The following is a 12,105-nucleotide window of genomic DNA, read 5'->3' as shown; positions in this document are numbered from 1 at the left end:
TTGGGACTTGAATTATGAGCCGGGAAATTCATTTCCGGGTGGGCTATGGGGCTAGAAGAATGAAATAACCACTAGGTAACTAGCATTATGACCAAGTTATTACAAGAAAAGAAGTCCTCTGTCAATCTTTTAACGCTATTTGCTATTTTTACCTTCAGTTTACATTTATTGGCAGCAATTTTCTTATTATTTGAAGGTTTACGTATCTACGGTCTCATTCATAAAAAACCTCTGACGTTTGTCCAACTTGTTGATGGTAAAGTAGTTTCTCAAACTGACACTCTCGAACGAGAACCGGAAGTCATTCGCCAATTTGTTGCTAAAACAATGGCGGCTACGTTCAACTGGTCTGGAACACTTCCAGCAGCAACTGTTGAAGAAGCAACTAACCCTAAAACTGATGCTGGAATACCTGTTAAGACTTTACAAGGTTTGACAAAAAAAGTTTCGACCAGTAGTTGGGTAGCGAGTTTTGCACTTTCCGAAGATTTTCGTGGAGGTTTTTTGGCACAAATTGCGGATATGACACCGCTAGAAATTTTTTCTCAAAACAATAAGCAAGCTTTAACAGGACAGTTAGTTATCCAACGGGTTTATCCTCCTGAAAAAATCGCACCAGGTCAATGGCGAGTTGGTATGGTTGCTAATATTGTGCAGGTGAGACGTACTGACAATAAAAAGTTATTAACTCCTTTTAATAAGGATTTTTTAGTAAGAACTGTAGATTCTTATGGACATCCTCTATCAAACGGTCTGACTCCATTGCAGAAAGCTGTCTATAGTGTCCGCGCCCAAAAGTTAGAAATTTACGAAGTCAGTGATTTCTGTCTAACAAATGGTTATGATTCTTCGTCAAAAAGTCAGTCTCAACGCTGTGGAGATATTCTTAATTCTGGTAGCTTTACACGATAGGTAGAACAAGATAATGCTATTTAATCAAAACAATAAGAAAAATAATTTTCTGCCTGTGTTCGTTGTCGCAACATTTGGGTTGAATGTGTTAACTATATTGTTGCTGATGTTTCACCAGTCTATGCTCAAAAGGCTGAGTGGTCAATTACCACAAAGTTTAGTGCAACTTGTTGATGGTCGTGCCATAACAATAGGTTCCCAAGAAAATTTAGAACGCAATCCAGAAACGATTCGGCGTTTTGTTGGTGAAACAATGACCATGATGTTTACTTGGTCAGACAAACAACCACCGCAAATAGTTTGGCAAGCAACTTCCGAACTTTTATCTGGTGATATGAGGCGAAAATTTGAAGTGGAAACGACACAAGGAATTCCTAAAGGTGTTTTAGCCAATCCTGGTGGAAATGCAGAAAGCTTATTATTGATTCGCAGAATTTCTCAACCCGAAAAAATAGCAGATGGTCAATGGCAATTAGAAATCGTTGCGAATCGCTTGATTTTCGCGGGTTATAATAGCAAAGACGGGGAGGCAATTCCTTTTAATAAGAAAATATTGATTCGGGCGTTAGATACACAAGCCATTTCTATCCCGAATGTAGAAAATCCTTTATACTCAGCAATATACCGTCTTAATGAAGCGAGGTTAGAAATTGCGAATATTTGTGACATTCAACAAAAAAAATGCCCCTAGCGAAAGGAAAGACACCAATGAACAACTTACCGAACTCTCATAATTCTAATAATTCTAACAATAACAATCATAAAAATCATAACGGTCATAATAATCATAACAACCATAATAATTCACAGCCTGAATCTAACAATCATCCTTCGCATGAAGTACAACCATCAGATTGGCATCAACGGATGGCTAATTTAGTTGGTTTAGAAGAACAGTTTCCTCCATCTCATCCAGAAAGCAGTCCTTCAGAGACTCCAAGTACTAATCCTGACGAACCACCACCTTCTCATCCATCGTCACAGAAAACAAAACAAGCATTGTCATCTAACCCTTTTGCCAAGGTAGGTGTGGTGGGTGCTGCTACCCTAAGTGTGGCTTTGGTAGCAGGTGCGTTTCTCACTCAACTTATGAGTGGAACAAACAAACAAACGCCGAAGAATTTTCCACAAATAACTCGTAAAGAGAATGAATCGAACAAAATAGAGCAATTAAAACCGCAACAAGAAATTGAGATCTTAAAAACAAAACTAGCATTAGCTGAACAAGCAAAAGCTGTAAAATTAGCACAGCTTCAGTTAAAAACTGTAAGACCTACTCAAACTCAGCCAAAACCAACTCCAGCACAACCAAGAATTAGACCACAAACTGTCACGCGCGTGGTGATCCAAAGAGTACCGACACCAGCGCAGACTGTTTACGTACCTCGTGTTGTCGAACGAATTGTCAGAGTTCCTCAACGTGTTGTAGCGCAGCAGCCAAAACCAACTTATACTCAACCTCCTCAACCTACTCAGCCTACTGTGCGTCCTCAGCCTCCTCAACCAACAGCCAAACCTTCAATATCTCCATCCTTTGAGTTATCAACTCCAGGATTAAAGCCATCGGATTTAGCACAAATTCCCTTCTCTTTATCAATACCCACTCCCACCCCAACAGCCACTCCCACTCCAACACCCACTTCCACTCCAACACCAAACCTACCAAGAGTAGCAAATTCCCCTCCATCTACTTTGGGTTCTGAATTAAATTCCAGGGCTAGAGATAATCTACAAACTTTACCTGTTCCAAATCGGACAAATACAACAGCAAATCCTCAACAGACACCAGAAACAACAAACCAGACTACTCAGTATACTGGTAAATCTATTGCAGTGGGTACTAGTGCCAAAGCTGTGTTAGCAACGGCTATATTTGGGGAAGCAAATAGAATAGGAAGTAATAGTAATTATAGTAGTAATAGTAATAACAATAATAATAAAAATGATAGTCAATTTGTCGTGCGTCTGCAGCAACCATTGAAGTCTATAGATGGGGCGATCGCACTACCTGCAAATACTGAATTATTAGCTCAACTTGATCAAGTTTCTGAAACCGGAATGTTTAACCTAACAGTCGTTTCAGTTATTTCTCAAAATAAAAGTAATCTCACAGAAACTCGCCTAAGTCAAAGTGCAATGAAAGTTCGTGCACCTGGCGGAAGACCTTTACTTGCCAAGAAATATCCTGATAAATCTGGAAAGATCTCAGGTATGGATACATTTATCTTCGGTTTGGGAGGTGCTGGGAAAATAGGAGAGGTACTTAACCGTCCTGAGACAAGAATTAATCCAAACTGTGGTTCTACTATCTACACTAATCGAAATGGTGACCCAGTATCCTTCCCACAAAGCTGTAGCGAAACTAAACAAGAAAGAAACATCCCTGCTGCAGTTTTAGAAGGCGGTATGAATGCCCTGGTACCCCAACTGAACCAGCGCAACCAACAAGCAATCAACGAGATGATTCAAAAAAGTAACGTTTGGTATTTGCCAGCGGGTACACAGGTTGAAGTCGTTGCTAATCAAATAACGCGGTTTTAGTTCCTCTCAATTGACTTAGGTACTTAAGTATACGATTTTTGATGTTTCTCAAAGCCTTACTGTATAACCGTTCTAAAATGTGCAAGTTAAGAGTTAGCCCATTTTGACCGCCTCGGAATTAATTCCGAGGCTCACAGCCCAAGTCTACTTTAGTAGACTTCAAAGCTTATGCAGTCGTCTTTAGACGACTTTTGCTATGAGACTGGGATTTCAATCCCAGGCGGACGAGAATGCAAGGTGTGAGAATTGTGCAAGATCTCAGGTAACCGCAGCGTCAAACGCCACTCGCCTCAAGCCGGGGAACCCCTCCCCGGCGGTGGCTCCCCAACCTACTAGCTTCCATAATTTGCTTTGACAGAAGTGTCTGTTTATGGTAAAAAATAAACTTTATATTAGTCGTCGGTAGTCATAGTCTGCTCATCCTGATAATATGGCATAGTTGGCTTTTGAACCGTGGAAAGCTGAGAGATCAAGAAACTATAATTTAGAATTATTTTTTTTTAGGAAATTGAGAATTATCATCATTAGAAGCTTCTGGTAGTAGTTGTTGACGTCCGTTACGGATGATTCGCAACATATCCTGAAGATTCTGCTCAATATTTTCTAGTACACCGTCAGCGTAGTCATCAGCACCTTGTTCAACTGCTTCTGCTTCTGCAACAGCTTGATGCCGCATTTCCTCTATTTCTTGCTGACAGGCGCGTCGTTTGCGGTCAATTTCTTCAAGAGTGTCTTGCATCATCTGCTCACATTCTTGTTGAACTTGTCGCCGCAGTTCAGCGGCTTCCCGTTCTGCTTGTATGATAATGTCGCTTTCATCCAAGATTTGCGATCGCTTGGCTTGCGCTGCATCAACAATTTGTTGTCCATATTCTTCTGCTTCCAGGAGAATATCTTCCTTTTGTTGGATAATTGTTGCTGCTTCCTGAAAAACTTCAGGTAAAGAAAGCCGTATTTCATCAAGCTGATCAAGCAGCTTGTCTTCATCTACTATCGTGCGTCGCGTCAGTGGAATGTTGAAACCAGCAAGAATCATCTCCTCCAAGCGGTTGAGTTCCATCTGTATATCTACACTTGTTGTTCGTGTAGCATCTGGATTATCCGATATTCCAGCAGGATACTCTTGCGGAGGAGGAGTGCTTCCGTTTTGATTTAGTTCGATACGGGATGGTTTTGGGCGTAGCATTGGTAAATATCTAAAGCAACGTGCGGGGGGACAAGATGATCAACAGAGCCACCAAACTTAGCAATCTCTTTCACCACACTACTACTTAAAAAACTATATTCATTTGACGTTGCTAAGAAAACGGTTTCTATATCATGAGAAAGGGTTTTATTTGTGTGAGCCATCTGAAGTTCTACCTCAAAGTCAGAAATTGCTCGTAAACCGCGCAATAGCACTTGTGCACCATGCATTTGGGCATACTTTACAGTCAAACCAGCAAAAGCGTCTACCTCCACATTCGTGAGATGTTTTGTACACAGACGAATCTGTTCTAGCCGTCTTTCCACTGTAAACAGCGGAGTTTTGTTTGGATTCCGCAATACCGCGACAATCACTTGAGCAAACAAACGACTGCCGCGTTGGATAATGTCAAGATGTCCTAAGGTAACAGGATCGAAACTTCCTGGATAAATGGCAATCATGATCACAGATGCCTCACAGTTGTTTAGGTGATTATATCTAACCAATCGTGATTTGTAACAAAGTACAAGTTCTCAGTTAGAAATTCAATATGTTAATCTTTTTAAGCTTTAGCACACTTACTGCCATAGTTTTATTTATCTACTTTCAAAATAAAATTCTGGATAAATACACTACCTCTACTGCCTTTTCTACTCACAGCGATCTAAAATCAATAGTTTGGCTTTTGCAACAATTTTTGACTGTCGTTCCCGTGTTCCCTGTTAAGAGTGTTTCTTTCATCCGTAACCGGTTGCAATCGCTGTCCGTAGGGCGCTGTTAACAAGCACAACTTAAATCTACATTACCTTTTTTTAGTCTTCTAGGTACTTTTACATGGCACTGGATATTTCCACCTTGCCCTTGGCATTTGAATTTTCTTCTCCAGGACCAATTCTGGTGAAAATAGGACCATTAACAATCCGTTGGTATGGCTTATTGATTGCGACAGCAGTATTGATTGGCGTTTGGCTTTCCCAAAAACTGGCTAAGCACCGTAACGTTAATCCAGATTTAATTAGCGATTTATCAATTTGGCTGGTGATTGGGGCAATTCCAGCAGCACGGATATATTACGTTTTGTTTCAATGGTCAGAATATGCCCAGCACCCAGAACGGATTATTGCTATTTGGCAGGGAGGCATAGCAATTCATGGAGCAATTATCGGTGGTGTTACCGCAGCATTAATATTCGCCAGATTAAAACAGATTTCTTTCTGGCAATTGGCTGACTTGGTGTCTCCTTCGCTGATTTTAGGTCAAGCAATAGGACGTTGGGGCAATTTCTTCAACTCTGAGGCATTTGGCAGTCCGACAAATGTACCTTGGAAGCTACATATTCCACCAGAACACCGTCCCCCAGAACTGGCTAATTTTGAGTTTTTCCATCCCACTTTTCTTTATGAATCTTTGTGGGATCTTATGGTCTTCGCCTTGCTGATCACTTTATTTTTTAGAAGTTTGTCAGGTAAACCAGCTTTGAAAACAGGTACGCTGTCTCTAGTTTACTTGGCAGCTTACAGCTTAGGACGCCTGTGGATAGAAGGTCTGCGGACGGATAGTTTGATGCTTGGGCCTTTACGAATAGCACAAGTTGTGAGTTTATTGGGAATAATCTTCGGTTTAGCTGGGTTAGCTTGGCTTTACATTGCCAAACGTCCTTTACCAGATGTCATTTCTAGCCCTCAAGAAGATAGACAGAGGCGGTAAAGGAATGGGGAAGCCACTCTTCCCCACGTTTTTCGTCCGGTATTGGTGGCTTCGGGGCGGTATCACCGCCTCAAAGAACTCATTCAACTTCTAAGATTATTCCTCTAACTTGTCTACCATCTCGCACAGTTCTTGTTTTGCATCTTTGGCAAACTGAACGCTGCTAATACTGGCAAGAATTCCTGCCCCTGTGGTGAGGCTGGCTTCTGGTACTTTATTTAAATAGAGAAGTCCTACACCAGATAATGTCATCATCGCAGATGCTGCGGTTACGCTTAAAGCAAGGTTGAAGGTGAGACGTGCTTGGCGTAATAATTCTTCAATTATATTTTTTTTCATCTCTTGTGCAGCTTCATTATTGTTGGGTTGTGGTTTAGAAGAAATATTGAAGTTCATGAGTTGTTGCCTTTTGTGGTATGTGTTGTGTGTTGATTGAGTGGTAAGCGCAAGGTTTTTTAAACTTGCATATTCGTATTATGTAGAGGCAACAATTCAAATTCGAGAGCAGATAGGTTGAGTGTAAAGTTATGATTTGCCCTATGTTTTGGGGCAGATGGGGCAAGTGAATAAAACCTAACTGCCCTACACAGGTAAATTAAAGATTAGTTATCTTAGATCTTGTATCTCACTGGTGAGTACGCCTTGAAATAAATTTCAAGGCTCATAGCCAAAGTCCGTTAAAACGGACTGAAATATATATTCAGTGAGCTTTAGCTTACTTGACCTTTGAGCCTAGAAATTCATTTATAGGCGGACGAGAAAGCAGGTGCAATATCTGAGCTATCACATTATTAAATATCTGGATTCATCAATCTCTTTTATCTATGCTGCAATCGGATAAGGTTCAATCTAGCGAAGAAGGCAAAATTAGACTCAGAAATGCTTACAAAGAAGCGGGTTTGACTATAGAGAAGCTTGCAGAAAAAGCAAAAGTTTCTCAGGACACAATTAAACGTTTATTAGGTACAAAAGACTACCTGAATGGAGTTGAAAGAAGGCAAGTTGAAAGTATAGCCAAAGTTTTAGATATTAAACCAACTGATATCGTTGATCCTAAAGATTGGAATCCGCAGCAAATACCGCCAGAATTTGAACGATTAATAAAAGATAAAACAGAGTCATTTAGTGGTAGAAAATTTGTCTTTGATGCTATTGAAGAGTTTTTCAGCAAAAACCCCAACGGCTACTTTACTGTCGTGGGTGATGCAGGAATGGGGAAAAGTGCGATCGCCGCCAAGTACGTATTAGACAACCCAGCAGCGATTTGCTTTTTCAATATTCGCGCTGAGGGCATGAATCGCCCGGAATTGTTCCTGAAAAAAATTCGCGAACAATTGATGAGTCGTTACCAATTGCAGGATGCAGCAGATGCTGATTTATCAACTTTGCTGATCAAAGCTAGTGAAAGAATTGGTGTTGGTGAACGCCTGATAATTGTTGTTGATGCACTCGACGAAGTTGACCAAGAATCGACCGGAAATCTTTTATATTTACCTACTATTCTTCCAGAAAGGGTTTACTTTCTGCTGACAAGAAGACCGTATAACCAAAATGAGAAAAGGTTGAATGTTTCACCCAGCGTTTCTACTAAGGAATTGGACTTAAGAGACTACGCCGATAGAAGTAGCCAAGATGTGAAAGAATATATTTGGCTATTGCTCAATGATAAAGAATATCAACAGGGCTTGAGTCAGTGGATTCAAAAGCAAAATCTCTCTAATCCTGACTTTGTGGAAGAAGTCGCCACAAAAAGCGAAAATAATTTTATGTATTTGCGCTGTGTATTACCAGCAATGGCTAATGGTTTTTACGAAAATAAACCTCTGGATGAATTACCTGTAGGTTTAGAAGGATATTATTACAGCCACTGGGAAATCATGGGCATGACAACCAAGCCTTTACCGAAAAATAAAATCAAGATTATTTATGTGATGTGTGCTTTACGTAGCGCGGCTTCCCGTGCAGTGGTTGCCAAATATTCTAAGCAGAATGAGTTGACTGTGCAGGAAGTTCTTGATCGCTGGGCGCAGTTTTTGCAGAAACAGGAAAATTATCAACCACCGCGCTACAGGTTTTATCACGAAAGTTTCCGAGATTTTTTGCATCGTCAGGATATTGTGCAAGCGGCGGGGGTGAATTTACCAGATATCAGCGCTGAAGTTGCCGATAATATGACAGAAGGACTTTTTGGCTATGAGTAATCTTCGCGCCTGGTTAGCTGAGAAGTCATCGGAAGAAAGAGAACTTTTCTTGAGTGAAGTTCCACGTTTGTGGTTAGAAGGTGGTCAAGTTAAGAAACTCTGCCGTCTGCTGACTGATTTTGACTTTATAGAAGCAAAAATTAATCATCCTAAATTTGGTGTGCAGGCGCTGATTGAAGATTATGATTTGATTGATGATACAGAATTCTTAACTTACTCAGAATACGATGCCCAAACTGTTAAAGCGCTGAGATTAATTCAAGGGGCGTTGCGACTCTCAGCACATATTTTAAATGAAGATACAAAGCAACTAGGAGGGCAATTGTCAGGGCGTTTGCTGCACTTTGATGCACCAGAAATTCAAGGATTGCTGCAACAAATATCGCAAACCAAAATCACTTGGTTACGTCCCCTGACAGCTAGCTTAACTCCTCCTGGTGGCGCGTTAGTTCGCACCCTCACCGGTCATAGTCACTCGGTTAATGCAGTCGCCGTCACACCAGATTGCAAATACGTGATTTCTGCTTCCAGTGACAAAACACTCAAAGTCTGGGATTTGCAGTCTGGGAAAAAAAAGTTTACCTTGAGTGGTCATGTAGGGTCGGTGGATGCAGTCGCCGTCACACCAGATTGTCAATACGTGATTTCTGCTTCCAGTGACAAAACACTCAAAGTCTGGGATTTGCAGTCTGGTAAAGAAAAATTTACCCTTAGCGGTCATAGTGACTCTGTAAATGCCATTGCAGTTACACTGCGTGGCAAATACGTGATTTCTGGTTCCACTGACAAAACACTCAAGATCTGGGATTTGCAGTCTGGTAAAGAAAAATTTACCCTCAGCAGTCAGAATTTATCGGTTAAAGCAGTCGCCGTCACAAGTGATGGCAAATACTTGATTTTCGGTTCCAGTTACGGTTCCAGATTCGGTATACTCAAAGTCTGGAATTTAGAGTCTGGGGAAGAAAAGTTCACTACCAGTGGTTATTTTGACTCGGTCAATGCAGTCACCATCACTAGTGATAACAAATACGTGATTTCTGCTTCCAGTGACAAAACACTCAAAGTCTGGGATTTGCAGTCTGGGGAAGAAAAGTTTACCCTTAATAGTCATAGTTACTCAGTGAATGCAGTCACCGTCACTAGTGATAACAAATACGTAATTTCTGCTTCCAGTGATAAAACACTCAAAGTCTGGGATTTGCAGTCTGGGAAAGAAAAGTTTACCCTTAATGGTCATAGTTACTCGGTGAATGCAGTCACTGTAAGTACTGATAGCAAATACGTGATTTCTGGTTCATTTGACGGTACACTCAAGGTCTGGTATTTGCAGTTTGGGGAAGAAAAGTTTACATTCAAGAATCATGATAACTCGGTGAATGCAGTTACTGTGACTAGAGATGGTAAAAACGTAATTTCTGGTTCACTTGACGGTACACTCAAATTATGGAATTTAGACGGAAAACAGTCATACCTTTTATCCAAAAATAGTGCAATTAAAGCTATTACCTTAACCACGGATGGAAATAGCTTAATTACCTATTCTGAGGACAAAAACCTTAACGTTATCGATCTAACACAATCACAAAAACCTCTTTTTAGGAAAACCTTATTTAGAAGATTTGATGTTGTGTTTTCCTTGATTTTAGTAAAATTATTTGTCTTCTTAAAATTTATAGATGAAACTTTTTTAAGTATTTTTTTATACATGCTATTCCATCATTACTTTACGTTAAGTTTGGTAGGTTTATTTTTATATTTAATAGGAAAAATAATTCTACTTTTCATAGAGAGTAGTGAAGTAATATCTTTAACAGTAACTACAGACGGAAAAAGAATAGTTACTGGTTGTAAAGACAAAAGTATAAAAATTTGGAATATTAAAAATAAAAAACAAATCTTTACTCTTAGAGGTCATAGTGAGTCGGTAACTGCTGTAGCCATCACCTTAAATGGTAAGTACTTGGTTTCTGCCTCGGAGGACAAAACTCTCAAAGTTTGGAATCTAGAAACTGAGAAGGAATGTTTCACTCTTACTGGTCATAGCGCTTCGGTAAATACTCTGGCTGTCACACCTGATGATAAATGGATAATTTCTGGTTCTGATGATAAAACTATCAAAGTTTGGGATTTGGAAAATAGAAAAGAAATTTTCAATTTTAGAGGTCATAATAAATCGATAAGTACTGTAACAGTTACACCATGTGGCAAACAGGTCGTTTCTACATCACTTGACAAAACTCTCCAAGTTTGGAATCTGGAATCTGGAGAAATAATTGCCTCTTTCACAGGAGAAAGTGAAATCAAATGCTGCGCTGTTGCATCTGATGGCGTAACAATCGTAGCAGGTGAAGAATCCGGACGCTTGCATTTCCTCCGCCTAAAAGGCATTGAGGCGAAACCATGAAAACCCCACCTTCCCAAACCCTCATCAATTCCACCTCCTACCCAACCGAGTTTCAACAAATCATTCTCGAAAAAAGCCAAAATTTTATCGGTCGTGAATTTATCTTCACCGCCATCACCGAATTTCTCCACCGTCACAAGCGCGGTTACTTCACCATTGTTGGTGTTCCTGGTAGCGGTAAAAGTGGTATAGTTGCCAAGTACGTGACGGAAAATTACCACGTTATTTATTACAATGCCCAAATCGTCGGTAAAAGTAGGGCTGAGGAATTTCTCAGAAACATCTGCACTCAATTAATTCATCATTACCCGGACGTAGGCGCACAATATTCTTCATCCTCTACAGACGTGGATGTTTTACCCGACAACGCCACACAGGGAAGTTGGTTTCTCTCACTCCTGCTGCAAAAAATCAGCGATCGCCTAGAACCACCACAACGGCTGATAATCGCTATTGATGCCTTAGACGCGATTGACCCTAACAGCCAACCCCCAGGTACAAATCTGTTTTATCTTCCCAGATATCTGCCGGATAGAGTCTATTTTCTTCTCACTCGCCGTCCCTTCAAAAGAGAAAAATCTGGTTTGTTAATAGAAGCACCTTCACAAATACTTGATTTATCGGAGTATCCAGAAGAAAACCGCGAAGATGTGCAAGCGTATATTCAAGCAAACCATTACCTCTTCCCTAATAAAGAGACCTCATCTCCCCTCACAGAGGAGGAGTTGGAAAACAGATCAAAATTCGTTTCTCGCCTCACCACGGCAAGCGAAAATAATTTTATGTACCTGCACCATACTTTGAATGCGATCGCTGAGGATTTTGACTCCCAACCCTACCAATTTGATTGCATTCCCCCAGGTTTAGAGGCATATTACCAGCAGCATTGGCAGAAAATGAAAAGTGAGGGTTTATCTGATTTGGTTTTGAAAGTGCTGAGTGTCCTCACTTGTGCGGAAACTGGAGAAATTTCAGCAAAAGGGATTAGTCAGGCAATAGCCGAAGATGAATATGATGTAGAAGAAATTCTTGAAAATTGGCTTGAGTTTCTACAGCAGCACCGCATCGGTAAAGAAACCCGTTACAGCTTCTACCATTCCCACTTCCGGCTTTGGTTGGCAAAGCAAATTAGTAAGACAAATGGAGAATGCTGA

Annotated in this window: 10 protein-coding genes; 7 read left to right on the top strand and 3 right to left on the bottom strand. The window is 40.5% G+C overall.

The window, feature by feature from the left end:
* Positions 1 to 87 precede the first annotated feature (87 nt).
* The 3 genes from DP114_RS07815 to DP114_RS07805 are packed head-to-tail and all read left to right on the top strand — an operon-like array spanning position 88 to position 3,453.
* The gene (locus DP114_RS07815; protein WP_171975833.1) at positions 88 to 912 is read left to right on the top strand and encodes a hypothetical protein; all 825 of its coding nucleotides are present in this window, start codon (positions 88 to 90) and stop codon (positions 910 to 912) included.
* Between the two features lie 10 nt (positions 913 to 922).
* Positions 923 to 1,603, top strand: coding sequence for a hypothetical protein (locus DP114_RS07810; RefSeq protein ID WP_370469282.1), 681 nt, complete (start codon positions 923 to 925; stop codon positions 1,601 to 1,603).
* 17 nt (positions 1,604 to 1,620) lie between these two features.
* The gene (locus tag DP114_RS07805; RefSeq protein WP_171975831.1) at positions 1,621 to 3,453 is read left to right on the top strand and encodes a TrbI/VirB10 family protein; all 1,833 of its coding nucleotides are present in this window, start codon (positions 1,621 to 1,623) and stop codon (positions 3,451 to 3,453) included.
* A gap of 490 nt (positions 3,454 to 3,943) precedes the next feature.
* Here DP114_RS07805 and DP114_RS07800 read toward each other — a convergent pair whose 3' ends face one another.
* A complete protein-coding gene (locus tag DP114_RS07800) occupies positions 3,944 to 4,639 on the bottom strand; it encodes a DivIVA domain-containing protein (RefSeq protein WP_171975830.1) in 696 nt (231 codons plus the stop codon).
* Positions 4,606 to 5,100 carry a pantetheine-phosphate adenylyltransferase gene (coaD, locus tag DP114_RS07795; RefSeq protein ID WP_169267101.1) on the bottom strand — a complete coding sequence of 165 codons (495 nt, stop codon included), beginning with the start codon at positions 5,098 to 5,100 and terminating at the stop codon, positions 4,606 to 4,608. Before coaD ends, DP114_RS07800 begins: the two co-directional genes overlap by 34 nt.
* Before the next feature lie 373 nt (positions 5,101 to 5,473).
* Here coaD and lgt point away from each other — a divergent pair, with 373 nt between their 5' ends.
* Positions 5,474 to 6,346: a prolipoprotein diacylglyceryl transferase gene (gene lgt, locus DP114_RS07790; RefSeq protein ID WP_171975829.1), complete on the top strand. Its 873-nt coding sequence runs from the start codon at positions 5,474 to 5,476 to the stop codon at positions 6,344 to 6,346.
* A 96-nt stretch (positions 6,347 to 6,442) separates the two neighbouring features.
* Here lgt and DP114_RS07785 read toward each other — a convergent pair whose 3' ends face one another.
* Entirely contained in the window at positions 6,443 to 6,742 is a 300-nt protein-coding gene (locus DP114_RS07785) for a TRADD-N-associated membrane domain-containing protein (RefSeq protein ID WP_169267103.1), read from the bottom strand.
* Between the two features lie 428 nt (positions 6,743 to 7,170).
* On the opposite strand from DP114_RS07785, the gene DP114_RS07780 reads away from it, so the two are divergent.
* From DP114_RS07780 to DP114_RS07770, 3 genes are read left to right on the top strand one after another with little or no spacing between them, the layout of a single operon-like run.
* Complete coding sequence (locus DP114_RS07780; protein WP_171975828.1) at positions 7,171 to 8,547, top strand: XRE family transcriptional regulator; 1,377 nt, start codon at positions 7,171 to 7,173, stop codon at positions 8,545 to 8,547.
* On the top strand, positions 8,540 to 10,951 hold the full coding sequence (locus DP114_RS07775) for a beta-propeller domain-containing protein (RefSeq protein ID WP_171975827.1): 2,412 nt from the start codon (positions 8,540 to 8,542) through the stop codon (positions 10,949 to 10,951). Before DP114_RS07780 ends, DP114_RS07775 begins: the two co-directional genes overlap by 8 nt.
* A complete protein-coding gene (locus DP114_RS07770; RefSeq protein WP_171975826.1) occupies positions 10,948 to 12,105 on the top strand; it encodes an ATP-binding protein in 1,158 nt (385 codons plus the stop codon). The genes DP114_RS07775 and DP114_RS07770 overlap by 4 nt, the downstream gene beginning before the upstream one ends.

The sequence above is a fragment of the Brasilonema sennae CENA114 genome (assembly GCF_006968745.1).
Classification (GTDB): domain Bacteria; phylum Cyanobacteriota; class Cyanobacteriia; order Cyanobacteriales; family Nostocaceae; genus Brasilonema; species Brasilonema sennae.
Note: the sequence above shows the minus strand (reverse complement) of the source record. Positions and strands in the feature narration are given on the sequence as shown.

Bases quoted from the DNA above. Each gene is read 5' to 3' on its own strand.
- DP114_RS07815 (WP_171975833.1), top strand. From the start codon at position 88: ATGACCAAGTTATTACAAGAAAAGAAGTCCTCTGTCAATCTTTTAACG.
- DP114_RS07805 (WP_171975831.1), top strand. From the start codon at position 1,621: ATGAACAACTTACCGAACTCTCATAATTCTAATAATTCTAACAATAAC.
- DP114_RS07800 (WP_171975830.1), bottom strand. From the start codon at position 4,639: ATGCTACGCCCAAAACCATCCCGTATCGAACTAAATCAAAACGGAAGC.
- coaD (WP_169267101.1), bottom strand. From the start codon at position 5,100: ATGATTGCCATTTATCCAGGAAGTTTCGATCCTGTTACCTTAGGACAT.
- lgt (WP_171975829.1), top strand. From the start codon at position 5,474: ATGGCACTGGATATTTCCACCTTGCCCTTGGCATTTGAATTTTCTTCT.
- DP114_RS07785 (WP_169267103.1), bottom strand. From the start codon at position 6,742: ATGAACTTCAATATTTCTTCTAAACCACAACCCAACAATAATGAAGCT.
- DP114_RS07780 (WP_171975828.1), top strand. From the start codon at position 7,171: ATGCTGCAATCGGATAAGGTTCAATCTAGCGAAGAAGGCAAAATTAGA.
- DP114_RS07775 (WP_171975827.1), top strand. From the start codon at position 8,540: ATGAGTAATCTTCGCGCCTGGTTAGCTGAGAAGTCATCGGAAGAAAGA.
- DP114_RS07770 (WP_171975826.1), top strand. From the start codon at position 10,948: ATGAAAACCCCACCTTCCCAAACCCTCATCAATTCCACCTCCTACCCA.